The organism is Janthinobacterium sp. SUN100, assembly GCF_030397705.1.
Lineage (GTDB): Bacteria > Pseudomonadota > Gammaproteobacteria > Burkholderiales > Burkholderiaceae_D > Janthinobacterium > Janthinobacterium kumbetense.
Genome location: NZ_JAPUBU010000001.1, coordinates 1,610,115 through 1,633,659 on the forward strand (window position 1 = coordinate 1,610,115; position 23,545 = coordinate 1,633,659).

The following is a 23,545-nucleotide window of genomic DNA, read 5'->3' on the forward strand; positions in this document are numbered from 1 at the left end:
CAAACTCCGACAAGGCTTAGTCCGCTGGAAAAAATTGCCTTTAGTCAATATTAATTTGACGATACCGAACGTTCCCTCTAAACAATGCCAGCCTGCCCGGCACGCTTGCACATCGCTACCCACCCACGAAAAAAAACCCGCTCGCGAGCGGGTTTTTGGGGATGCGGCCGAACTGCCAGGCCAAATTACAGGCTGTAGCGCAAGGTCAGCGCCACATTGCGCGGCGCACCCGGCAAGCTCAGGTTCGGGCTGGAACCGTGGCCCGAGACGATGTAGCGCGTGTCGCCGATATTGTTGACGTTCAGCTGCACTTCATAGCGGCCCGTGCGGTACGCGGCCATGGCGTCGGCCGTCACGTAGCCTGGCAAGACCACCGTGTTGCCCGGATTCGCGAAACGGCTGCCGACGGCGTTCGCGCCGCCGCCCACCGTGAAGCCGTGGCCCAGGTCTTTCGTCAGCCACAGGTTGGCCGTATTGCGCGATGTCAAGGTCGCGCGCTTGCCCTTGACCGGCACCTCTCTGGCGACGGTACCGCCCGGCACATTGACGCTCTTGTCCTTGGCGATGGAATCGGTGATGGTGGCGTCCAGGTAAGCGTAGCCGGCCATCATCTTCCAGCCATCGTGCAAGTCCGCGTTGAAGGTCAGTTCCAGGCCATCCGTGCGCTGCGTGCCGACGGGCACGATACGGTTCGTGATCGGGTCGCTGGTCTTGATATTGTCGCGCTCCAGGCGGAACAGCGACACGGTGGCGTTGGCGCGGCCGCCCCACAGGTCATACTTGGCGCCCACTTCCGTGTTGCGCGTGGTTTCCGGCGCCAGGTCGGCATTGTTTGCGGCCAGGGCGAAGTTCTCGCCGCTCGGCTGGAACGAGCGGCTCCACGAGGCGTAGTACGATTGCACGGCGCTCGGTTGCCAGACGAGGCCGGCGCGGGGGCTGTAGGCCGAATCCGTGCGCGACAAATCCGCCGTCGTCACGCCAAGCGCATTGGCCAGGCGCGACTGCTGCTTGTAACGGTCGTAGCGCAAGCCGGCCAGCGCCTTCCACTCGTCGCTGAAGCTGATGGCGTCCTGCACGTAAGCGGCGGCCGTGTCGTAGGTACCGAAGGTATCACTGCGCGCGCCCAGCTTGCTGCGATCGACGACGGGCAGAACAGGATTGAAGATCGACACGGGCTTCGCAGGTGTCGTTACAGCGATGGCGGCCCAACTGTTGGCATCCTTGTTTTGCTTGCCGAATTCGGCGCCGTACAGCACTTCGTGGCGCATGGTGCCCGTGACCAGCTTTTGCGTCAGTTCCGTCTGGTTGAACCAGCCGCTCTCGTCGCGGTTGAGCTTGGCGTGGCCCAGGCTCATCGTGCCCTTGACTTCGTTGACGTTGCCGGAAATATTCGTGTTGTTGCGGTCCAGGTGGTAATCGTAGTAACGGAAGGCATTGCGCAGCGACAGCGTATCGCTGAACTTGTGCGTCAGTGTCGCGGCCGTGGAGACCACGCGCGACTGGCTGAAGTCGGCATCGCGGGCGTTGGCGGCGCCATAATAGGTGCCCGCATCGACGGCGACGGGACGGCCCTGGTAGGACGGGATGCCGAAGTCCGTCAGGCGGCGGTCTTCCAGGTAATCGCCCTGCAGCAGCAATTTGGTGGCGCTGGAGAGGCGGATGGCCACCGACGGCGCCAGCGCCGTGCGGTTGATGAATTGCTGGTCGCGGTAGCTGTCCGACAATTCGCGCGCGCCCGTGACACGCCAGTCCACCGTCTCGCCGACACGGCCCACGTCGACTTCGCCGCGGCGCCCTGCTGTGTTCGTCAAGCTCAGCGCCACGTCCGCGATATCCACGCCCGGCTTCTTCGTGATGCGGTTCACCAGGCCGCCCGAGGAACCGCGGCCGTACAGCACGGCGGCCGGTCCCTTGATCACTTCCAGGCGCTCCACGTTCGACAGGTCGCGGAAATACAGCGCATCATCGCGGAAGCCGTCGACGAACTGGTCGCCGATGGCCGTGAAGCCGCGGATGAACACCTGGTCGCGCTGGCCGTCGCCCGTCGACAAGCCCACGCCGGGGATGTTCTTCATGATGTCCTGGATCGACATGGCGTTCTGGTCGCGGATGACGGCGGCCGGCACCACGTTGATCGTTTGCGGCACGTCGCGCAAGGCCATTTCCGTCTTGGTGCCGCTGGCGGAGGTGGCGGCCACGTAGCCATCCTTGTCCTTCGACGCCGTCACGGTGACGGCGGGCAAGCTTTCCTGTGCCCACGCCGCCAGTGGCGTGGCGCCCAAGGTCAAGGCGCCCAGTACGGCGATGGTGATCGGTTTACATCCTGGCTTGCGCTGTTGCTGCATACAATTCCCTGGTCGAAGTTTTAATACGAATGATTATCATTAGTATTTTATCAGCCGGCGATGGGAAAAGTAAGGATGAATGTAAGTAATAGTACTTATTAACTAGGTACTTGACGTAAAAAAGCAACAGGAAATCAATATCAAAAAATAATTAAAATTGCCGCCAGAAACTATTTCCCTGCGTCAATGCTATACTTGCGGCTTGCTGGGCAGCGGTCAGCCTGACCGATATGCCCCTTGCTTTACCTCCATCGCCACGCTCAGCGTGGCGCGCCGCACAGCCATCACGCGGCACCCGAAGACCCCGATCCCCTGCGCCTTGCGGCGCCTGTCCGCCCCTGCTGGCGGCGGCGATCATGACTATTAAACTGTTAGGAATTACATGAAAAACCTGAACATCGGCAGCCGCCTTGGCGTCGGCTTTGCTGTCGTATTGCTGTTGCTTGCCGCCTTGACCATCACCGCCCTCGTGCGCATGCAAACGGCCAGCGACCTGACTTACCGCCTCATCAATACCAGCATCAAGAACCAGCGCATGGTGGCCGAATGGTCGAAGATCATTGAACTGAACAGCGTGCGCGGCGTCGCCTCGTTCGAGATCACCGATCCGGTCGTGCGCGCCAAGATCGAGGAAGACTTGAAAGTCGATGCGGAGCGTTCCAGCAAGCTGCAGGACGACATCATCGCGTCCTTGCTCAATCCGGCCGTGATCGAGCAGTTCAAGGTGGTGCGCAAGGTGCGCACCGACTACGTGACGACGCGCGCACGCGCCTTCAAGATGAAGGCCGACGGCGACGTGGCGGGCGCCAAGATCGTGTTCGACAAGGAAGTCGCGCCCATCACCGTGGCTTACCTGGCCGAAGTGAAGCGCTTTGCCGGCATGCAGATCAAGGCGGCCGATGGCGTCGGCGCCAGCATCATCGAAGCTTACAGCGGCACCCGCATTTTCCTGATCACCATGGGCGTGCTGGCCGTGCTGATGGGCATCGGCTTTGCCTGGTGGATCACGCGTTCGATCACCGGCCCCATCCGCGCCGCCGTGAAAGTGGCGGAAACCGTGGCAGCGGGCGACTTGAGCAGCGTCATCACGGCGCAAGGCCGCGATGAAACGGGCCAGCTGATGCATGCCCTGAAAACCATGAACGATAGCCTCGTCGGCATCGTCGGCCAGGTGCGCAGCGGCACCGACACCATCGCCACGGCCTCCGCGGAAATCGCCGCCGGCAACCAGGACCTGTCGTCGCGCACAGAACAGCAAGCCAGTTCGCTGGAAGAAACGGCCTCGTCGATGGAAGAACTGACTTCGACCGTCAAGCAAAACGCGGACAATGCGCGCCAGGCGAATAAACTGGCTGGCGACGCGGCCGGCATCGCCAGCCGCGGCGGCGCCGTGGTGGCCGAAGTAGTAGCTACCATGAGCGAGATCAATACCTCGTCGAAGAAAATCGTCGATATTATCTCGGTCATCGATGGCATCGCCTTCCAGACCAACATCCTGGCCTTGAACGCGGCCGTGGAAGCGGCGCGCGCCGGCGAACAGGGTCGCGGCTTTGCCGTGGTCGCCACGGAAGTGCGCAACCTGGCGCAGCGCTCGGCAGCGGCGGCAAAGGAAATCAAGGGCTTGATCGACGACTCCGTGCAAAAAGTCGACGTGGGCACGGACCTGGTCGACAAGGCCGGCAAGACGATGGAAGAAATCGTGCAAAGCATCGGCTTCGTCACGTCCATCATGAGCGAGATCAGCAACGCCAGCGAAGAACAGAGCGCGGGCATCGAGCAAGTCAACCAGGCCATTTCCGAAATGGACCAGGTAACGCAGCAAAATGCAGCCCTGGTGGAAGAAGCCTCGGCAGCGGCCGAAGCGATGCAGGAACAGGCGAGCGAACTGGCGCAGGTGGTCAGCGTCTTCCGCCTGGATGCCAACGCGGCAGCCACCGACCGTTTCAGCGTGAAAACCGCGCAGCGCAGCGCGCCCGCAGCGCCCGCAGCCGCGCCGGCCCGCCAGGCTACGGCCCCTGCCCTGCGCCTGCCCGTGACGCGCGCCAGCAGCAAGGCGAGCGCACCGGCCGAAGGCGAGTGGGAAGAGTTTTAAATCCGCTTCTGCAAGCCGTGCGGCATCACGCCGCGCGGGCTTGCGCCTGGGTGATCAGTGCCGCCAGCTCGCGCGGCGCGGATTGCCCCAGAAATTCCAGCGCCAGCGCATCCGGATCGATGGCGGCATCCGCCGGCAAACCATGCTCGAAGCCGCCCACCATGATGCGGCAAAAATGCGGCGACTCCGCCCGCGTTTCCACATACCAGCAACCCGCATGGCCTTGCACGAAGTATTCGCCGATAAAATAGCCGAGCATGGTTTTCACCCACTGCCAGCTCTCGTCGCGAATGACGATGGTGCGCATGGCCGCATCGATGTACGGCAGGTATTCGGCCGCGTTCGTCAACACTTCGTGCGCCGGCTGGATGCCCAGGCGCTCAACAAAATTCACCAGCGAAGCGCCCAGCGCGTCATAGTAGGCATCAAAAGCCGTTTGGCTTTGTTGCAATAATTGTTCTTGTTCGTTCGACAGCATTCACACTCCACAGACATTCAGCAATCCAATATTTTACGCCACGCCCACATCCACCCCGGCCCGCTGCAGCAAGGCCTCGTTGCGGGCGGACAGATGCGTCACCTGCAGATGCTTGCCTGCCCTGTCATAGCGCTCATACAGCGATTCGATGGCGGCGATGGCCGAGTGGTCGGCCATGTGCAGATGCCGGCAGTCGAGGATGACACGGGCCGGGTCCGACGCTGCCTGGAACAGTTCCTGGAAATGCGTGGTGGAAGCAAAAAACAGGGTGCCATGCGGCAGGTAGACGCGCATGCCTTGCGTGCTGTCATCGATGTCGGCACGCATGTCGCGCGCATGTTGCCAGGCAAAATTCAAGGCGGCGATGACGATGCCGCACAGCACGGCCATCGCCAGGTCCGTGAATACCGTGATCACCGTCACGGCGACGATCACCAGCGCATCCTGCAACGGCACCTTGCCCAGCACGCGCAAGGAACCCCAGGCAAACGTCTGCTGCGCCACGACGAACATCACGCCCACGAGGGCCGCCAGCGGGATGCGCTCGATCAGCGGCGACAGGAACAGGATGAACAGCAAGATCATCACGCCGGCCGTCACGCCCGACAGGCGCGAGCGGCCGCCGGAACTCAGATTGATCATCGTCTGCCCGATCATGGCGCAGCCGCCCATGCCGCCAAACAGGCCCGAGACGACGTTCGATGCGCCGAGGGCGATGCATTCGCGGTTCGGCTGCCCCCGCGTTTCCGTTATCTCATCCGTGAGATTAAAAGTGAGCAAGGTTTCCAGCAAACCCACCATGGCCATCAACGCCGCATACGGAAAAATGATGTGCAAGGTGGCCATGTCCAGCGGCACGGCAGGCCAATGCAGGGCCGGCAAGCCGCCGGCGATATGCGCGAGGTCGCCCAGGGTGCGCGTGGGCAGGTGCAAAACATGGCTGAGCACGCCCACGCCCAGAATGGCCACCAGCGCCGGCGGCACGGCTTTTGTCAGGCGCGGCAGCACGTACACGATGGCCATGGTGAGCAGCACCAGGCCACCCATCACGAGCAAGGGCGTGCCTTGCAGCCAGGCTTCGCCCTGCGGCGTGGCCTGGCGGAAGTGTTCCAGCTGGGACATGGCGATGACGATGGCCAGGCCATTCACAAAACCCAGCATCACGGGATGGGGCACCATGCGAATCAGCTTGCCCAGGCGCAAGATGCCGAATAGCGCCATCAATATCCCGCCGAGCACCACGGTGGCCAGCAGATACTGCACGCCATGTTGCGCCACCAGCGCCACGATGACGACGGCCATGGAACCGGCGGCGCCGGAAATCATGCCGGGACGTCCGCCAAAGATGGCCGTCATGGCACAGATGATGAAGGCGCCATACAGGCCCATCAGGGGATTGAGCTGCGCCACCAGGGCAAAGGCGATGCATTCTGGCACCAGGGCAAATGACGTGGTCAAGCCCGCCAAAACGTTTTTTTGCAGGTTCGAGTACCACTCATCCCGAAAAGTTGTGTTGAACATTGATGCGTATCCAAAGTCGGAACAGGAAAATGCCGGCCGGATGGAGAATAATCAGGCGCAGCCATGCCAGCGGGCGTCACAGAAACGCGGCGCTGAGGTCGAACGGAACAGGAAAGTCGTCAGTGACTACATCGGTATGGCGGAAAGGGGGAGTTTCATCAAGGCGCCAGGCGGCGCGGCTGAGCTTGCCGGCATTATACAAGATGCGCCGCCGGCAAAAGTCTGGCCAAAGCGCAGACAAAAAAATAGCCCACTCGAAAGTGGGCTATTTTTTTCATCTGGAGGCGAGGACGGGAATCGAACCCGTCTAAACGGCTTTGCAGGCCGCTGCATAACCTCTTTGCTACCTCGCCAGAGGAACTGCTTGGATGCGCCTTGCGGCCCACCTTGAAAACTGGAGCGGGAGAAGAGTCTCGAACTCTCGACCTCAACCTTGGCAAGGTTGCGCTCTACCAACTGAGCTACTCCCGCATTGGAGCTTGGTTACCGCATAATCGCGCCGCGCATGGCGGCGGATAAAAAAAGGAAGCCAGCTTAGCTTCCCTTTAGAATTCTGGAGCGGGAGAAGAGTCTCGAACTCTCGACCTCAACCTTGGCAAGGTTGCGCTCTACCAACTGAGCTACTCCCGCATTGGAGCTTCTATTTTCTGCTACTGCCATTCTTGCTGTACTGCTTCAGCTTTCGCTGGAGCGGGAGAAGAGTCTCGAACTCTCGACCTCAACCTTGGCAAGGTTGCGCTCTACCAACTGAGCTACTCCCGCATACGAACCGCTATTTTACTGCCTTTTGCTACCGTTTACCAGTGCTGCTTTACTGCTGATCCAGTATTCACTGGAGCGGGAGAAGAGTCTCGAACTCTCGACCTCAACCTTGGCAAGGTTGCGCTCTACCAACTGAGCTACTCCCGCAGTGGACAACATTGTATCAGAAGCTCTACTACATCGCCAGTACTACTTTTTACTGCATTCGCTGTTTTTACCTATGACACGATCCAGAAAACTGGAGCGGGAGAAGAGTCTCGAACTCTCGACCTCAACCTTGGCAAGGTTGCGCTCTACCAACTGAGCTACTCCCGCGTCATCAACAACAGGCCAGCATTATAGAGGGATTACAGGGGCTGTCAACGGGCAATATCTGGTCTTTTGCAAAATATTCCGCACAAAGCAGCCGCCTGCCTATTCTTAGTGCAAATTTCCCGCTTTTTCCTTGATGAGCGGCCATGCCAGGCGCAAGTAATAGAACATCGACCACACCGTCAGCACGCAGGCGATCCACAGCAGCTTCTCGCCCCATACATGGGTATCGATCGCGCCAAAGATCACTTCGTGGTACAGCAGCAAGGGAATGGCCGTCATTTGCGCGGCCGTCTTGATCTTGCCGATCGAGCTGACGGCCACCGACTTCGAGGCGCCGATCTGCGCCATCCATTCGCGCAGCGCAGAAATGGTGATTTCGCGGCCGATGATGATGAAGGCCAGCACGGCATTGACCCGGTCCAGCTGCACCAGCACCAGCAAGGCCCCCGCCACCATCAGCTTGTCGGCCACCGGATCGAGGAAGGCGCCGAAGGCCGAGGTCTGGTTCCAGCGTCGCGCGAGGAAGCCGTCGAACCAGTCGGTGACGGCGGCAACGATGAAGACCAGGGTGGCAACCAGGTTCTGGTCGCCATGCAGCAGCATCGACGGCGGCAAATAAAACACGCCGACGACGAGCGGTATCAGGGCCACGCGCAGCCAGGTCAGAAGGATGGGAATATTAAAAGGCATAAGAGAGCAATCGGCCGACGGGTAAATTGAACATGAGGAAAGCGTGAAGAAAGCGCCACTAGTCTACATGGCCACAGGGTATTAGCCTAGTCCGGTTGCCGCGGCACCGGACTAGGCCGTCATAGAACCCTCACAAAACCGTAGCGAGCGGCAGCGAATTGCGACCGAGAAGCGCAACTGTGCTTGACACGGGGGCGCCGAGCCAGTGAGCATCGCAGGCCGCAAGTCACGACGCGCAGTAGGTTTGGTGGGGCGTTCTAATGCAGCTGCTTGTAGATTTCTTCTGCCAGCTGCGTGGAAATCCCCTCCACCGACATCAGGTCTTCGACGCTGGCGTCGACCACGCCGCGCAAGCCGCCAAAGCGGGACAGCAGCTTCTGGCGGCGCTTGGCGCCGATGCCCTCGATCTCTTCCAGGCGCGAGGTCTGGCGCGTCTTGGCCCGCTTGGCGCGCATACCCGTGATGGCGAAACGGTGCGCCTCGTCGCGGATTTGCGCGATCAGCATCAGCGCCGCCGATTCCTTGCCCAGCTCCTGCGCCGCGCGGCCATCGACGAACAGCAGGGTTTCCAGGCCCACCTTGCGCCCCTCCCCCTTGGCCACGCCGACAATCAAGCTGATATCGAGTCCCAGCTCGGCAAACACCTGGCGCGCCATTTCGATCTGTCCCTTGCCGCCGTCGATCAGCACCACGTCGGGCATCACGCCGTCGCCATTCGCCACCTTTTCATAGCGGCGCATCAGGACCTGGCGCATGGCCGCGTAATCGTCGCCGGGCGTGATGTCGTTGATGTTGTAGCGCCGGTATTCGCCGTTCTGCATGGCGTGATGGTGGAATACCACGCACGACGCCTGCGTCGCCTCGCCCTGCGTGTGGCTGATGTCGAAACACTCCACGCGCAAGCTGTCGAGGTCTTCCGTTTCCAGGCGCAGCGCCTCGGCCAGCGCACGCGTGCGCGATTGCTGCGAGCCCTGCTCCGACAACAATCGCGCCAGCGAAATCTCGGCACCCTTTTGCGCCATCTCAAGCCATTGGCGGCGCTGCCCCTGCGGCTGGAAGATCAGGTTGATGCGGTGGCCGCACTGCTCCATCAGCGCCACCATCAGGGCTGGCTGGTCGAATTCGATATTCAGGATCAGGGTGCCGGGAATGAATTTTTCCGTGTAATGCTGGGCCAGGAAGGCGGCCAGCACTTCCACCTCGATCGGTTCCTCGGCAATGGCCGCCGCATCGCTAAGCTGGCTGGGGAAGTAGGCGCGGTCGCCCAGGTGGCGTCCGCCGCGCACCATGGCCAGGTTGACGCAGGCGCGCCCGCCCTGCACCAGCACGGCGAGGATGTCGACATCGGCGTCGCCCGTCGTTTCCATGCTTTGCTGGTGCAGCACGCGCGACAGCGAGGCGATCTGGTTGCGCACCACCACGGCTTGCTCGAACTTCAGCTCGGCGGCAAACGCGTGCATCTTCTTTTCCAGGTCGGCCATCACTTCGCTCTGGCGTCCGCGCAGGAAGCGCGCCGCATTTTCCACGTCGTTCTTATAGTCTTCCTTGCTGATCAGGTCCACGCACGGCGCGCTGCAGCGGCCGATCTGGTGCAGCAAACAGGGCCGCGTGCGGTTGGCGTACACGCTATCCTCGCAGGTGCGGATGAGAAAAACCTTTTGCAGGATCTGCATCGATTCCTTGACGGCCCAGGAACTGGGGAACGGCCCGAAATACTGGTTTTTCTTGTCCACCGCGCCCCGGTAATACACCATGCGCGGCGCATCGCCATTGGTGATTTTCAGGTACGGATACGACTTGTCGTCGCGGAACAGGATGTTGTAGCGCGGTTGCAGCGCCTTGATCAGGTTGTTTTCCAGGATCAATGCTTCCGCTTCGCTGTGCGTGACGGTCGTTTCCAGGCGCGCAATGCGCTCGACCATCATGGCGATGCGGGGACTGGCCAGGTTCTTCTGGAAATAGCTGGACACGCGCTTTTTCAGGTCGCGCGCTTTGCCGACGTACAGCACCTTGTCTGCGGCGTCGAAATAGCGATACACGCCGGGCAAATTCGGCAGCTTGGCGACGGTGGCCAGCACCTGCGCGCGCGGGTCGGGCGGCGTTTCCGCCAAGGATGATTCTGGGCTTGCTTCGGTCATTGCTGGCTCATTGCGCACTTATAGTTACACTGCCTGTTCCACGATCACGAACGCGACCGCATACTCTTCCTCATCGCTGATGGTCACTTGCGCGCTCAGGCGATGCTGTTCCATGAACTCGGCCAGCACACCGCTGCAGACGATCATCGGCTTGCCGCTGGGATGGTTCAGCATCTGCGCGGCGGGCCAGGTCATCGGCATGCGCAAGCCCAGGCCGATGGCCTTGGAAAACGCCTCTTTCGCCGCGAAGCGCGTGGCGAGGAAACGCACGCCACGCACGGCATTCTTGGCGCTGCGGGCACGGAACTTTTCCAGCTCCTGCGGTCCCAGTATCTTTTTCGCGAAACGCTCGCCGTGGCGCGCCAGGGCCGCCTCGATGCGGGGAATCTTGCAGATATCGGTACCGATGCCGTAGATCATGCTGCCTCCTTTGAGCGCGCTTATGCCTTGCCGGCGATGCGCGTGGCCACCATGATAGCCTTCATTTCGCGTACGGCATTTTCCCAGCCGACAAACACGGCATGCGCGACGATGGCGTGGCCGATGTTCAGCTCGGCAATATCGGGAATGGCGGCAATCGCTTGCACGTTGGTGTAATGCAAGCCGTGGCCCGCGTTGACCTTCAAGCCGCGCCCCACGCCGAACAGCACGCCCGCCTTGATGCGTTCCAGCTCAGCCAGCTGCTCGACGCCTTCGCTATCCGCGTAGCGGCCCGTGTGCAGCTCGATCACGGGTGCACCCAGCTCGGCGGCGGCGGCGATCTGTTGCTCATCGGCATCGATGAACAGGCTCACGCGGATGCCCTCGCCTTGCAGCTGCTGCACGGCCGCCTGCACTTCCCTGAAGTAGCGCACCACGTCCAGGCCACCCTCAGTCGTCACTTCCGTGCGCTTTTCCGGCACCAGGCACACGTCCGCCGGCTTGATGCGGCAAGCGAAGTCGATCATCTCGGCCGTGACGGCCGCTTCCAGGTTCATGCGGGTGAGCAATTGCGGGGCGATGGCGATCACGTCCGCATCCTTGATGTGACGGCGGTCTTCGCGCAGATGCAGGGTGATGGCGTCGGCGCCCGCCTGTTCGGCCAGCAGGGCCGCGCGGATCGGGTCAGGATAGGCGGTGCCGCGCGCATTGCGCAAGGTGGCCACGTGGTCGATATTGACGCCCAGGTCGATGACGGGGCCGGAAGGCTGCAAAAAGCTCATAGTGATGGTATCCGTAAAGTGCTGTCGTGCTGCAAACCGCAGCTACAGCTGCATTAAATCGATCAGTATCTGGCGCGTATTCAAGGTGGCGCCGCCCAATTGATGGGCCAGCAGAAAGCGCATCAGCAGCTTGCTTTGCGCCTGCGTGGCCGCGTCAAGATAATCTTCGCGCTCCATATCGAGCAGGGTCTTGCCCGTGATCCTGGGCCAGGCATCGCTGGCGCGCGCCGGGCGCGGCCCCCGTTCCGGGTCGACCACGTACACCTGCCCCGCATCGACGGCCTGGCGCGTGCCCGTGCAGCGCGTCAGGTCGGCCGCCACGCCCGTTTCCTTGAGCAGGGCGCGCTCGAACTTGCGCAGCACGATGGGCGGCGGCTCATTGTGCGCCAGTTGATTCAAGGTGGCAACGTAGTGGTCGAACAGGACGGGATGCGGATCGTCGCGCGCGAGCAATTTGACCAGCAATTCGTTCAAATAGAAGCCGCACAGCAAGGCGGTCTTTTCCAGCGGCAACATACCGCCCACCCATTCGGCGCCCGTCAAGATGCGCAGCTCGGACTTGCCCGTCCAGCCCGCCTGTAGGGGCTGGAAGGTTTGCAGCACGCCGCGCAACTGCGAATGAGGCCGCTTGGCGCCCTTGGCGACGAGCGCGATGCGGCCGTATTCGCGTGTAAACACGTCGACGATGAGGCTGGTTTCTTTATGCGGATAGCTGTGCAGCACGAAGGCTGGCTGGCCCGTGATGCGTCCGTCGCGCGCGGGCGGACGGCTGCGCCGCGGCGCGGCAGGAGTGACAGGAGCTGCGGCCGGCGGCGCGATGGCCGCCGGCGCGGGGACAGGTGCGGATGCAGCAGATGAAGCTGGCGCAAGATCGTGCAGCGCTGGCGTGGTGGTGCTCATGCGTGTGGCGTCGCCCCCGGGTTGCGGATTACTCGTAGCCGTAGGCGCGCAAGCCCGCCTCGTTGTCGGCCCAGCCCGATTTGACCTTGACCCAGATTTCCAGGTACACGGGGCCGCCGAACAGCTTTTCCATGTCCAGACGGGCCTGGGTGGAGACTTCCTTCAGGCGCGCGCCCTTGTTGCCGATGATCATGGACTTGTGCGTATCGCGCTCGACCAGGATGGCGGCAAACACGCGGCGCAGATCGCCTTCCTGCTCGAATTTCTCGATCAGCACGGTGCTCGTGTACGGCAGTTCGTCGCCGACGAAGCGGAACAGTTTTTCGCGCACGATTTCCGAGGCGAGGAATTTCTCGCTGCGGTCCGTGATGTCGTCCGGTCCAAAGATCGGCTGGTTTTCCGGCAGGAAACGCTTGATCTCGTCCTGCAAGCCTTCCAGCTGGAAGTGCAGCTTGGCGGATACAGGCACGATGGCGGCGAAGTCGCGCATGGCGGCGATCTTTTGCGCGAACGGCAACAGCACGGCCTTGTCCTTCACGCGGTCCGATTTATTGATGACGAGGATGCACGGCACTTCCTTCGGCAGCAGGTCCATCACTTGCTGGTCGGCCGGGCCGAAGGTGCCCGCCTCGATCACGTACAAGATCACGTCCGAGGAAATCAGGGTGTTGGTGACGGTCTTGTTGAGCGTCTTGTTCAGCGCGTTCGAGTGGCGCGTCTGGAAGCCCGGCGTGTCGACGTAGATGAATTGCGCGTCCGGCACCGTCTGGATGCCCGTGATGCGGTGGCGCGTCGTTTGCGCCTTGCGCGAAGTGATGCTGACCTTCGCGCCGATCAGCACGTTCATCAGGGTCGATTTGCCCACGTTCGGGCGGCCCACGATGGCGATATAGCCACAGCGGAAGTTGTCGGGCATTTTGGTGGCTGTCATGCTAGTGTCGATTCTGTTTAGTGTGAGCGGCGATCGCCGGGGCAGCAGGGGCTGCCGCGTCGTCGCTCTGGATGGTGGCAATGCCGGCCAGCTTGAGCTGGGCGGCGCGCGGTTTCGGCTTGCGGCTGGCGGCTGGCGACTTCAACAGCGCCTGCTCGGCCACGTCGAGCGCCAGTTTGGCGGCGGCTTGCTCACCGGCGCGGCGGCTTCCGCCACGGCCGTAGACCTGGATGTTCAATTTCGGCACCAGGCATTCGATCTCGAATTCCTGGCTGTGGGCGGCGCCGTGGGTAGCCACCACGTTGTATTGTGGCAGCGAAATTTTCTTGCTTTGCAAAAACTCCTGCAGCAGGGTCTTGGCATCCTTGCCCAGGGTTTGCGGATCGACCGAGTCGAGGATGGGGATGTAGAACGCGCGGATCACCGTGCTGGCGGCGTCGAAGCCCGTGTCGAGGAAAATCGCGCCCAACAAGGCTTCCAGGGTGTCGGCGAGGATGGACGGACGGCGGAAACCGCCCGATTTCAGCTCGCCTTCGCCCAGGCGCAGGAATTGCGACAGTTCCAGCTTTTGCGCGATTTCATACAGCGACTGCTGCTTCACCAGATTCGCGCGCAGGCGCGACAGGTCGCCCTCGTCGATGGACTTGAAGCGTTCGTACAGGATGGAAGCGACCACGCAGTTGAGGATGGAGTCGCCGAGGAATTCCAGCCGCTCGTTATGCAAACTGCTGTGGCTACGATGCGTCAAGGCTTGCTGCAACAGGCCAGCATCCTGGAACGTATAGCCTAAACGGGTTTGCAATAACTGAAGATTCATTGTTGTTTCTGTGTCATCTGAGTAATTCGGCTGGCCGCCGCGCGGGGAATCGGCGCGGCAGCCATAGGGACGGCTTAGTGTATGCCGCCCACGCGTTTCGGATTGCTGAAGTTCATCCACACCAGGAAAGCCTTGCCGACGATGTTCTCGTTCGGCACGAAGCCCCAGTAGCGGCTGTCCGCGCTATTGTCGCGGTTGTCGCCCATCATGAAGTAGTTGCCTGCTGGTACCACACAAGTGAAACCGTCTTCGTTGTAGTCGCACGACTCCTTGTGCGGGAAATCCTTCACTTCGCGCAAGTTCAACGTAGGAGCAGGCTCGTCGTTGAGGATGCGGTGGCTCACGCCCGTCAGGTTTTCTTCCAGCTGCTTGTGGTAAACGGTGCTTTCATCGTCCAGGTAGTCGTCCAGCGGCGTGTATTGCACTTCCTTGCCGTTGACCGTCAAGCGCTTGTTTTCATAGGTGATTTTATCACCGGGCACACCGATCACGCGCTTGATATAGTCTTGCGACATATCTTTCGGGTACTTGAACACCATGACGTCGCCGCGCTGCGGATCGTTGACTTCAATGATGCGCTTGTTGACGATCGGCAAACGAATGCCATAAGTAAACTTGTTGACCAGGATCAAATCGCCCACCAGCAAGGTCGGCACCATCGAGCTCGACGGGATCTTGAATGGCTCGTACAGGAACGAGCGCAGGCAGAACACGAGGGCGATGACGGGGAAGAAGCTGCCCGAATACTCGACCCAGGTCGGCTGGCGCAACAGGGCCGCCTCGATGGTGGCGCGGCTGCCGCCCGCATCGGACTTGATGCCCTCGGCGGCCAGCTTGGACTGGCGCGCATCGAACTCGGCCAGGGCAAGGTCGGCCGCCTTGCGGCGCTGCTTGGACAGATAAAACACATCCAGGCACCAGACCAGGCCCGTCAACACCATCAGCACGAACAGGATTAAAGCGAAATTTCCTAAAATCACTTGCAGGTTCATGTATTAACCATCCACTTGTAAAATTGCCAGGAATGCTTCTTGCGGGATCTCCACGGAACCCACTTGCTTCATGCGTTTCTTACCCGCTTTTTGTTTTTCCAGCAATTTTTTCTTGCGGCTGATGTCGCCGCCATAGCACTTGGCCAGCACGTTCTTGCGCAAGGCTTTCACGTTCTCACGCGAAATGATGTTCGCGCCGATGGTCGCCTGGATGGCCACGTCGAACATCTGGCGCGGAATCAGTTCACGCATCTTGGCAGCCACCTGGCGGCCGCGGTACTGGCTGTTCGAGCGGTGGACGATGATGGCCAGCGCATCGACTTTTTCGCTGTTGATCAGCATGTCGACCTTGACCACGTCGGCCGCGCGGTATTCCTTGAACTCGTAATCCATCGAGGCATAGCCGCGCGACGTCGATTTCAGGCGGTCGAAGAAGTCCAGCACGATCTCGGCCATCGGCATTTCATACACGAGCTTGACCTGGCGGCCGTGGTAGCTCATATCCATCTGGATGCCGCGCTTGCCGATACACAGGGTGATCACGGAACCCACGTATTCCTGCGGCATGTACAGATTGACCGTGACGATAGGCTCGCGCACTTCCTCGATGCGCGACGGATCGGGCATCTTCGACGGATTGTCGACGTTGATCATGGTGCCGTCGCGCTGGATCACTTCATACACCACGGTAGGTGCCGTGGTGATCAGGTCCATGTCGAATTCGCGTTCGAGGCGTTCCTGCACGATTTCCATGTGCAGCAAGCCCAGGAAGCCGCAGCGGAAGCCGAAGCCCAGCGCCTGCGACACTTCCGGCTCGTACATCAGGGCCGCGTCGTTCAATTTCAGTTTTTCCAGCGAGTCGCGCAGCGCGTCGTACTGGTTCGCTTCCACGGGGAACAGGCCGGCAAACACTTGCGGCTGCACTTCCTTGAAGCCGGGCAATGGCGCGGCGGCAGGACGGTTGGCCAGGGTGACGGTGTCGCCCACTTTCGCCGCTTTCAATTCCTTGATGCCGGCGATGATGAAGCCCACCTGGCCTGCCGACAATTGTGGCAAGGATTGCGAACGGGGCGAAAACACGCCGATGTCTTCCACCAGCTGCACCGAATCGGTGGCCATCAGGCGGATCTTGTCTTTTGGTTTCAGGGTGCCGTTGATGACGCGCACCAGCATGACCACGCCCACATAGGCGTCATACCAGGAGTCGACGATCAGCGCCTGCAGCGGCGCATCGGGGTCGCCCTTCGGTGGCGGCACCTTGACGATCAATTGTTCGAGCACGTCCAGCACGCCGAAGCCCGTCTTGGCAGAGCAATGCACGGCGTCGCCCGCGTCGATGCCGATCACGTCTTCGATCTCGGCAATGGCGCTCGGCGGATCCGCGTTCGGCAAGTCGATCTTGTTCAGCACGGGCACCACTTCCACGCCCAGGTCCAGCGCCGTGTAGCAGTTGGCCACGGTTTGCGCTTCCACGCCTTGCGACGCATCAACAACCAGCAGCGCGCCTTCGCACGCCGACAGCGAGCGCGACACTTCATAGCTGAAGTCGACGTGGCCTGGCGTATCGATCAGGTTCAGATTGTAGATCTGGCCATCGCGCGCCTTGTAGTGCAGGGCCGCCGTTTGCGCCTTGATGGTAATGCCGCGCTCGCGCTCCAGATCCATCGAATCGAGCACCTGCGCCTCCATCTCGCGGTCGGACAAGCCGCCGCACAATTGAATGATGCGGTCAGCCAGGGTCGATTTACCGTGGTCAATATGGGCGATGATGGAGAAATTGCGTATGTTGTTCATTAACTAATATAAGTGCGAAGTTGACGACACTGCTTTAACAGGAATCAGGGGAATCATGTCCGGGCCAAACAGGGCCAGAACCAGGCGCCCCACTCATGATGAAAAAAGCGCTCCGAGCAGGACATCTGCATGCCCAGGCGAGCGCTTTTGAAGCGACAGAAGCTGCTGCCTCGGACAGTAGCTTTTTCGACCTCCCCATTTTACCGGATTTCAGAGTAGAAAGCCCGTCTTATGAGGCCGGCACCGGGCCAAGCCGACATTTTCGGCTGTTTTCAGCACCAGAATGGTGCAATGCAGTGTCAATATTGGCATTTAAGCTACGTCAGGCAGCGCCGTACCGCTGCCTCATCGAGGAAATAATGGCATAGCTCGGGCTGCGCCAGGTCGCCGAACAGCACCGGTACCAGCTCGTCGAAACGGGCCAGCAGCGAGGCGTCGGGCGCCGCATCGATATCGATCACGTCGACGGTGAACGGTTTTCCGGGCGCTTGCAGCAGGAGCAAGGCGTCCAGCATGTCCTGGCACAAATGGCAATAACTGCGGGAATAGAGGGTGAAATGCATGAAGAAAAGGGAAAGGCATCCCGGCCGGAGCCGGGATGCGGATGGAATCAGAAACTCACTTGGCAGACGGACGCAGCGAAACGAATTGCGCCACGTCGCCACGGCGCACCAGCACGGCCGACGACTTTTTCGGATCGAGCTTGGCGACCAGGGCATTGAACTGCTTGGCGTCTTTCACGGCAACGTTGTTCAATTGCAAGATCACGTCGCCAGGCTGCAAGCCGGCCAGGGCCGCCACGCCGTCGGCATCGTCGACCAGCACGCCCGCCTCGATCTTCAACTCCTGCTTCTTCGCGGCCGGCACGTCGCTGACTTTCAATCCCAGCGCATTGACGGCTTGCGCTTCCGGCTCCTTGGCGCCCTTCTTCGCCGTTTTCTCGCTTTCCAGCTCGACGACGGTGACGGGAATGTCCTGCTGCGCGCCCTTGCGCCAGACGGTGACCGTGGATTTGCCGTTGACGGCGGCGCCGCCTACCAGGCGCGGCAGGTCGGATGAACGCTCGATCTGCGCGCCGTTGAATTTCAGGATGATGTCGCCAGGCTTGATGCCCGCCTTGTCGGCCGGACCGCCCGGCTCCACCATCGATACTTGCGCGCCCTTGGCGTTCGGCAAGCCCAGCGATTCCGCCACATCCTTGCTCACTTCGCCGATCTGCACGCCGATGCGTCCGCGCACGACTTTCCCCGTCTTTTTCAGCTGCTCGCCCACGCGCATGGCTTCATCGATGGGCACGGCAAACGAAATGCCATTGTAGGCGCCGGACAAGGTGGCGATCTGCGAATTGATGCCGATCACCTCGCCGCGCATATTGATCAGCGGACCACCGGAGTTGCCGGGGTTGACGGCCACGTCGCTCTGGATCAGGGGCAGGTAATCGCCCGTATCGCGTGACTTGGCGGAAATAATGCCGGCCGTCACGGTATTTTCCAGGTTGAATGGCGAGCCGATGGCGATCACCCACTCGCCCACGCGGATCTTGTTCGAGTCGCCGATGGTCAGGCGCGGCAAGTTGGCGCCCTCGATTTTCAGCAGGGCCACGTCGGTGCGCGCATCGGCACCGATCACCTTGGCCTTGAATTCGCGCTTGTCCGTCAGGGTCACATACACTTCGTCGGCGCCGTCGACCACGTGGGCGTTGCTCAGCACGTAGCCATCGGCCGAAATGATGAAGCCGGAACCGACGCCGCGCTGCACTTCCTGCTCCTGCGGCACGGCGCGGCGGCCGCCGCGGGGCGCCTGCTGGCGCGGCGCGGGCATGGCGCCGCCAAAGAAGCGGCGCAGGAATTCCTGCATTTCCTGCTCATCCTGACCGCCCGCGCCAGCCCCGGCGCCGCCCATTTTCAGGCGTTCGGTGGTACGAATATTCACCACGGCCGGGCCGACGGCGTCGACCAGGTCCGAGAAATCAGGCAGTTTCACGGCCGGCACGGCGGCCTGCGCCTGTGGCGCCAGGCCCAGCATGGTGGGAGCAAGGAAGACGCCAGCCGTACCGAACAATAAGGCGGAAAGCGTCTTCACTGAAAACGACTTGCTGGCGGCACACATGTTTTTTTTCATGGAAAGGATCTTTTCGAGTATATAAACGGTTCAAAACGCGGATCAGGCGATTGCCTGCGCGCATGATTGGCCGTCATGACGGAAATCCAGGGGCAAACCCACCTGACAGCGCGCATGGCAAACAATGCAACAATATATCGCAAAAGCAAGATATTGCCTGCGCACAGTGTCAATCGTACGGAAGGCCAGTGTCAAGGGGGCGACGGGAAGGTTAAGCCAGGCATAAGATGGACGAGGCGCCCGCTAGCGCTGCGCCAGCGGCCCCGCCTCCAGCGGTTCGGCCACGCCAGGCGGCACGATGCCGGCGGCCAGCGGCGGCAGCGGTTCCGCCTGGGCAGCGGACTCTTCTGGTGCCGGCTCCGCGGCCAGACGGCTGGCCAGGCGCGCATCGAACTGGGCGCTCAGCGCATGGCCGTACTGCTCCGAGCGCAGCACCTCACCGATATGGCGATAGGCATCCCAGGCTTGCCGTCCCGATGGCGTATCGAGGGCGGCAAACGCCAGTTCGAGTTCGCTCGCCGCCAGCTCGCCATCGGCCAGCGCGGAAATAGTCTCGTGCAATCGTGTATGCGTATCCATGATGGGTCCTGCCATTTCAAGAGGATCGGTGCGGAAACCGGGCGCAGCCATGCCAACCTCATACTCTCCAGATTACCAGCGCTTGTCAATCGGCATGTCCAACAACGGTTTCAATTTCTCCGCAATCACTTCGCGCGCGCGAAAAATCCGGCTGCGCACGGTGCCGATGGGGCACGCCATGATCTCCGATATTTCTTCATAGCTCAGGCCCTCGATCTCGCGCAGCACGATGGCCGTGCGCAATTCGATGGGCAGCACATCCATGGCAGCATTGACGGTGGCTGCAATCTGCTTGCTGGCCAGCACCGATTCGGGCGTATTGTTGTCGCGCAATTTATTGCCGTCATCGAAAGACTCCGCCTGCTCGGCGTCGGCATCGCTGGATGTGGCGGCGCGCCGCCCCTGCGTGACGAGATAATTCTTGGCCGTATTGATGCCGATGCGGTACAGCCAGGTATAAAAGGCGGCCTCGCCGCGAAAATGGCGCAGCGCCCGGTATGCCTTGATAAAGGTTTCCTGCACCACATCTTCGGCCTCCGCCGGGTCATGCACGAGGCGCGACACCAGGCGCATCAAGCGGCGCTGATATTTCGATACCAGCACATCGAATGCCCGTTTGTCGCCAGCCTGCACCCGCTCGACCAGTAACTGATCATACTCGCGCTCTGTCCTCACGCCCGATGTCCCTGTAGTCATGCAGCGTGGGCGCCTGTATGGATATAGAGTTGGCCCGCTGCAAGAAGTTCAGTGTTCGTCCCACTTTTATTCTTCCCTGTTCCGCGCCGCGATCGCCCGGCAAGCCACGGCCAGCGGGCGGAAGGCGGTGCAACTGCCGCCGCGCTGCACCAACACCGCCGTGCGCCGTCCGGCGGTATCCGCCAGGCACAGCACCAGCAGCGACGGCCACAGGGTCGAGCCCGGCAACAGGCGCAGCCCCGGCGCCGCCACAGGCCCCGGCCCGGCCGGCTGCACCAGCCCGGCAGCACCGGCGTCCGGCGCCGCGCCATGCTCCAGATATACCGCCAGCCGCAACTGCCCGACCGGCGAAATATCAAGCGCCTGCGGCTTTCTGCGCCGGCGCAGCAAAGCCAGCAAAAACACGCCGCCAGCCGCACTCAGCAAGGCACCGCTCCAGCCCAGCGCATAGCCGCCCACCAGCTGGCCGGACGCGGGCAGACTGCGCCAGAGACCGCTCAAGGGCCAGGCGGCCAGCACGGCGCACAGTCCCAGCACCGCTTGCAACAGGCGCAAACAGACAGGCGTGCGAATGACAGCCGCTACCGCGATCGACATAGTTCATGGGAGAAAAAAGGCGCGCCGGCACCATGCCGGGCAAATTCAGCCGCCAACGAACGTTGGCGGCGAATCAGCGCTCACTACGATTTGACCGTAGCGAGCGCTTGAAAGTTCCTGCTTATTTCGCTTTACCGAAAATCAGCGTGCCATTCGTGCCGCCGAAGCCGAACGAATTTTTCACTGCATAATCGATCTTCATGTCACGCGCCGTGTTGGCACAGAAATCGAGATCGCACGCCGGATCCTGGTTGAAGATGTTGATGGTCGGAGGCGACACCTGATGGTGCAATGCCAGGACCGTAAACACCGCTTCCAGACCGCCCGCGCCGCCCAGCAAATGGCCCGTCATCGACTTGGTCGAGTTGACGACCAGCTTCTTGGCGTGATCACCGAAGGTGCGCTTGATGCCCATCACTTCCGCCACGTCGCCTTGCGGGGTCGACGTGCCGTGCGCGTTCAGGTACTGAATCTGATCCGCGTTCAAGCCTGCGTTGTCGAGGGCCGCGATCACCGATTTGCTGCCGCCGCTACCATCTTCCAGCGGCGAGGTCATGTGATAAGCATCTGCGCTCATCCCGAAACCATGCACTTCGGCATAGATCTTGGCACCGCGGGCCACCGCGTGCTCGTACTCTTCCAGCACCATGACGCCAGCGCCCTCGCCCAGCACGAAGCCGTCGCGGTCGGCATCCCACGGACGCGATGCCGTTGCCGGATCGTCGTTGCGGGTCGACAAGGCACGTGCCGAAGCGAAACCGCCCAGGCCCAGCGGCGACACGGTCGATTCGGCACCGCCGGCGATCATGACGTCGGCATCGCCGTACTCGATCATGCGCGCTGCGGCACCGATGCTGTGCAAACCGGTGGTGCACGCTGTAACGATCGCCAGGTTCGGGCCCTTCAGACCATATTTGATCGAAAGGTTGCCAGAGATCATGTTAATGATCGAGGCAGGCACGAAAAATGGCGAGATACGGCGCGGACCGCGCTTTTCGTACTCGGACTTGGTTTCCTCGATCAGCGGCAAGCCGCCGATACCGGAACCGATGATCACGCCGATACGCTCGGCGTTTTCTTCGGTCACTTCCAGGCCGGAGTCCTGCATCGCCTGGATGCCTGCAGCCATGCCGTAATGGATAAAGGTATCCATATGGCGGGCTTCCTTACCGGAGATGTACTCTTCGATATTGAAACCTTTGACTTCACCGGCAAAATGCGTGGTGAATGGCTGTGCATCAAACTTGGTAATCGTGGCAATGCCGGATTTACCTTCAATGATTGCGCCCCACGCCTCGGCAATAGTATTGCCGACTGGTGAAACGCAACCCAGGCCGGTGACAACAACACGACGGTTTTTAGAACGGCTCAAGCGATTCTCCTGAAGTCGGTCAGACAGGCTTAGGCCTTGACGTGTGCGGTGGCGTAGTCGATCGCCTGTTGCACGGTGGTGATTTTTTCAGCTTGTTCGTCAGGGATTTCCATTTCGAATTCGTCTTCCAGGGCCATCACCAGTTCCACGGTGTCCAGGGAATCGGCGCCCAGGTCGTCGACGAAGGAGGATTCGATTTTGATGTCTGCTTCTGCAACGCCCAGTTGCTCAGCGACGATTTTCTTAACGCGTTGTTCGATATCCGACATGTTATGGCTCCAAAGTGTGTGTTACGGAAAGTGCGCGCATTTTATCAGGTTTGCGCGTCCGAATACTAATTTCGGTGTCTGCTGCTAATTCAACCGAAGCTGCTGCTAAAAGATGCGATTATAGACAAAAACGACCGTTGAATCATGCCACAAACGCCCGCCCCGTCTACCTTTCACATCAATTCATGTACATTCCGCCGTTCACGTGCAGGGTCGTGCCCGTGATATACGCCGCTTGCGGCGAGGCCAAAAAGGCCACGGCCGCTGCCACGTCTTCCGGTTTGCCCAGGCGGGACAGGGGAATTTGCGTCAACAGGGCCGCATGCTGCTCTTCGCTCAGGGCCTTGGTCATGTCGGTATCGATGAAGCCCGGCGCGATGCAGTTCACGGTAATGTTGCGGCTGCCGATTTCGCGCGCCAGGGCGCGGCTCATGCCTTCCACGCCGGCCTTGGCCGCCGCGTAATTCATTTGCCCCGGATTACCCGACGAAGCCACCACCGACGTGATGTTGATGATACGCCCAGTTTTGGCTTTCATCATGCCACGCAGCACGGCGCGCGACAGACGGCCCACGGCCGACAGGTTCGTCGAGATGACGCTGTCCCACTCTTCATCCTTCATGCGCATGGCCAGCTGGTCTTGCGTGATGCCCGCATTGTTGACGAGGATCGACAGGCTGCCGTAGGTTTTCTGCACTTCATCGACGACGGCCGCGCAGCGCGCCGCATCGGTCACGTTCAGGACCAGGCCCTTGCCTGCCACACCTTCGGCGGCCAGGTAATCGGTAATCGCTTGCGCGCCGCTCTCCGAGGTGGCGGTGCCGACCACGGTGGCGCCCTGCTTGCCCAGTTCGGTGGCGATGGCGCGGCCGATGCCGCGCGAGGCGCCCGTGACCAGCACGACTTGATTTGCTAAATTCATGAGTATCCTTAA

General features: G+C 61.1%; 21 protein-coding genes and 6 tRNA genes. 1 reads left to right on the forward strand and 26 read right to left on the reverse strand.

All coding sequences use genetic code 11. The features are described from left to right. Positions 1-185: 185 nt before the first annotated feature. Positions 186-2,345: a TonB-dependent siderophore receptor gene (locus O0881_RS07005; RefSeq protein WP_289910715.1), complete on the reverse strand. Its 2,160-nt coding sequence runs from the start codon at positions 2,343-2,345 to the stop codon at positions 186-188. Between the two features lie 382 nt (positions 2,346-2,727). Between O0881_RS07005 and O0881_RS07010 the strand changes: the two genes are divergently transcribed. Next, complete coding sequence (locus O0881_RS07010; protein WP_289904355.1) at positions 2,728-4,437, forward strand: methyl-accepting chemotaxis protein; 1,710 nt, start codon at positions 2,728-2,730, stop codon at positions 4,435-4,437. Between the two features lie 25 nt (positions 4,438-4,462). On the opposite strand, the gene O0881_RS07015 is transcribed toward O0881_RS07010, so the two are convergent. From O0881_RS07015 to fabG, 25 genes are all read right to left on the reverse strand, one after another. Beyond that, entirely contained in the window at positions 4,463-4,915 is a 453-nt protein-coding gene (locus tag O0881_RS07015; RefSeq protein WP_289904354.1) for a hypothetical protein, read from the reverse strand. A gap of 33 nt (positions 4,916-4,948) precedes the next feature. Next, positions 4,949-6,436, reverse strand: coding sequence for a SulP family inorganic anion transporter (locus O0881_RS07020; protein WP_289910716.1), 1,488 nt, complete (start codon positions 6,434-6,436; stop codon positions 4,949-4,951). A 279-nt stretch (positions 6,437-6,715) separates the two neighbouring features. After that, positions 6,716-6,789, reverse strand: a tRNA-Cys gene (locus tag O0881_RS07025). Positions 6,790-6,831: 42 nt separating this feature from the next. Beyond that, positions 6,832-6,907 (reverse strand) — tRNA-Gly (locus O0881_RS07030). An 83-nt stretch (positions 6,908-6,990) separates the two neighbouring features. Further along, a tRNA-Gly gene (locus tag O0881_RS07035) sits at positions 6,991-7,066 on the reverse strand. Positions 7,067-7,122: 56 nt separating this feature from the next. Then, positions 7,123-7,198: transfer RNA gene (locus O0881_RS07040), tRNA-Gly, on the reverse strand. 71 nt (positions 7,199-7,269) lie between these two features. Continuing rightward, a tRNA-Gly gene (locus O0881_RS07045) sits at positions 7,270-7,345 on the reverse strand. Positions 7,346-7,437: 92 nt separating this feature from the next. Beyond that, a tRNA-Gly gene (locus tag O0881_RS07050) sits at positions 7,438-7,513 on the reverse strand. A 105-nt stretch (positions 7,514-7,618) separates the two neighbouring features. Beyond that, positions 7,619-8,203: a CDP-diacylglycerol--glycerol-3-phosphate 3-phosphatidyltransferase gene (pgsA, locus tag O0881_RS07055; RefSeq protein ID WP_034749601.1), complete on the reverse strand. Its 585-nt coding sequence runs from the start codon at positions 8,201-8,203 to the stop codon at positions 7,619-7,621. A 257-nt stretch (positions 8,204-8,460) separates the two neighbouring features. Next, the gene (gene uvrC / locus O0881_RS07060; protein ID WP_077406680.1) at positions 8,461-10,341 is read right to left on the reverse strand and encodes an excinuclease ABC subunit UvrC; all 1,881 of its coding nucleotides are present in this window, start codon (positions 10,339-10,341) and stop codon (positions 8,461-8,463) included. A 24-nt stretch (positions 10,342-10,365) separates the two neighbouring features. Next, positions 10,366-10,761: a holo-ACP synthase gene (gene acpS, locus O0881_RS07065; protein ID WP_289910717.1), complete on the reverse strand. Its 396-nt coding sequence runs from the start codon at positions 10,759-10,761 to the stop codon at positions 10,366-10,368. 20 nt (positions 10,762-10,781) lie between these two features. Continuing rightward, the gene (gene pdxJ / locus O0881_RS07070; protein WP_289910718.1) at positions 10,782-11,543 is read right to left on the reverse strand and encodes a pyridoxine 5'-phosphate synthase; all 762 of its coding nucleotides are present in this window, start codon (positions 11,541-11,543) and stop codon (positions 10,782-10,784) included. Between the two features lie 42 nt (positions 11,544-11,585). After that, positions 11,586-12,443 carry a DNA repair protein RecO gene (recO, locus tag O0881_RS07075; RefSeq protein ID WP_289910719.1) on the reverse strand — a complete coding sequence of 286 codons (858 nt, stop codon included), beginning with the start codon at positions 12,441-12,443 and terminating at the stop codon, positions 11,586-11,588. A 28-nt stretch (positions 12,444-12,471) separates the two neighbouring features. Continuing rightward, positions 12,472-13,374, reverse strand: a complete 903-nt coding sequence (gene era, locus O0881_RS07080) for a GTPase Era (protein WP_099667265.1) — start codon at positions 13,372-13,374, stop codon at positions 12,472-12,474. 1 nt (position 13,375) lies between these two features. After that, the gene (gene rnc / locus O0881_RS07085; RefSeq protein ID WP_077406693.1) at positions 13,376-14,191 is read right to left on the reverse strand and encodes a ribonuclease III; all 816 of its coding nucleotides are present in this window, start codon (positions 14,189-14,191) and stop codon (positions 13,376-13,378) included. A gap of 74 nt (positions 14,192-14,265) precedes the next feature. Continuing rightward, a complete protein-coding gene (gene lepB, locus O0881_RS07090) occupies positions 14,266-15,183 on the reverse strand; it encodes a signal peptidase I (RefSeq protein ID WP_099667264.1) in 918 nt (305 codons plus the stop codon). Between the two features lie 3 nt (positions 15,184-15,186). Continuing rightward, positions 15,187-16,977 carry a translation elongation factor 4 gene (lepA, locus tag O0881_RS07095; protein ID WP_034749621.1) on the reverse strand — a complete coding sequence of 597 codons (1,791 nt, stop codon included), beginning with the start codon at positions 16,975-16,977 and terminating at the stop codon, positions 15,187-15,189. A 317-nt stretch (positions 16,978-17,294) separates the two neighbouring features. Then, positions 17,295-17,540 carry a glutaredoxin family protein gene (locus tag O0881_RS07100; RefSeq protein WP_289910720.1) on the reverse strand — a complete coding sequence of 82 codons (246 nt, stop codon included), beginning with the start codon at positions 17,538-17,540 and terminating at the stop codon, positions 17,295-17,297. A 55-nt stretch (positions 17,541-17,595) separates the two neighbouring features. Next, positions 17,596-19,098, reverse strand: coding sequence for a DegQ family serine endoprotease (locus O0881_RS07105; protein WP_289910721.1), 1,503 nt, complete (start codon positions 19,096-19,098; stop codon positions 17,596-17,598). Positions 19,099-19,341: 243 nt separating this feature from the next. Beyond that, a complete protein-coding gene (locus tag O0881_RS07110; RefSeq protein ID WP_289910722.1) occupies positions 19,342-19,677 on the reverse strand; it encodes a sigma-E factor negative regulatory protein in 336 nt (111 codons plus the stop codon). A gap of 72 nt (positions 19,678-19,749) precedes the next feature. Then, positions 19,750-20,373 (reverse strand): RNA polymerase sigma factor RpoE, encoded by a 624-nt coding sequence (gene rpoE, locus O0881_RS07115; protein WP_171985072.1) that lies wholly within the window; start codon positions 20,371-20,373, stop codon positions 19,750-19,752. Between the two features lie 66 nt (positions 20,374-20,439). Then, a complete protein-coding gene (locus O0881_RS07120) occupies positions 20,440-20,970 on the reverse strand; it encodes a hypothetical protein (protein ID WP_289910723.1) in 531 nt (176 codons plus the stop codon). A 121-nt stretch (positions 20,971-21,091) separates the two neighbouring features. After that, entirely contained in the window at positions 21,092-22,342 is a 1,251-nt protein-coding gene (gene fabF / locus O0881_RS07125) for a beta-ketoacyl-ACP synthase II (protein ID WP_099667260.1), read from the reverse strand. 29 nt (positions 22,343-22,371) lie between these two features. Further along, complete coding sequence (gene acpP / locus O0881_RS07130) at positions 22,372-22,611, reverse strand: acyl carrier protein (protein ID WP_008449912.1); 240 nt, start codon at positions 22,609-22,611, stop codon at positions 22,372-22,374. A 178-nt stretch (positions 22,612-22,789) separates the two neighbouring features. After that, the gene (gene fabG / locus O0881_RS07135) at positions 22,790-23,533 is read right to left on the reverse strand and encodes a 3-oxoacyl-ACP reductase FabG (RefSeq protein ID WP_035820245.1); all 744 of its coding nucleotides are present in this window, start codon (positions 23,531-23,533) and stop codon (positions 22,790-22,792) included. Between the last annotated feature and the right edge of the window lie 12 nt (positions 23,534-23,545).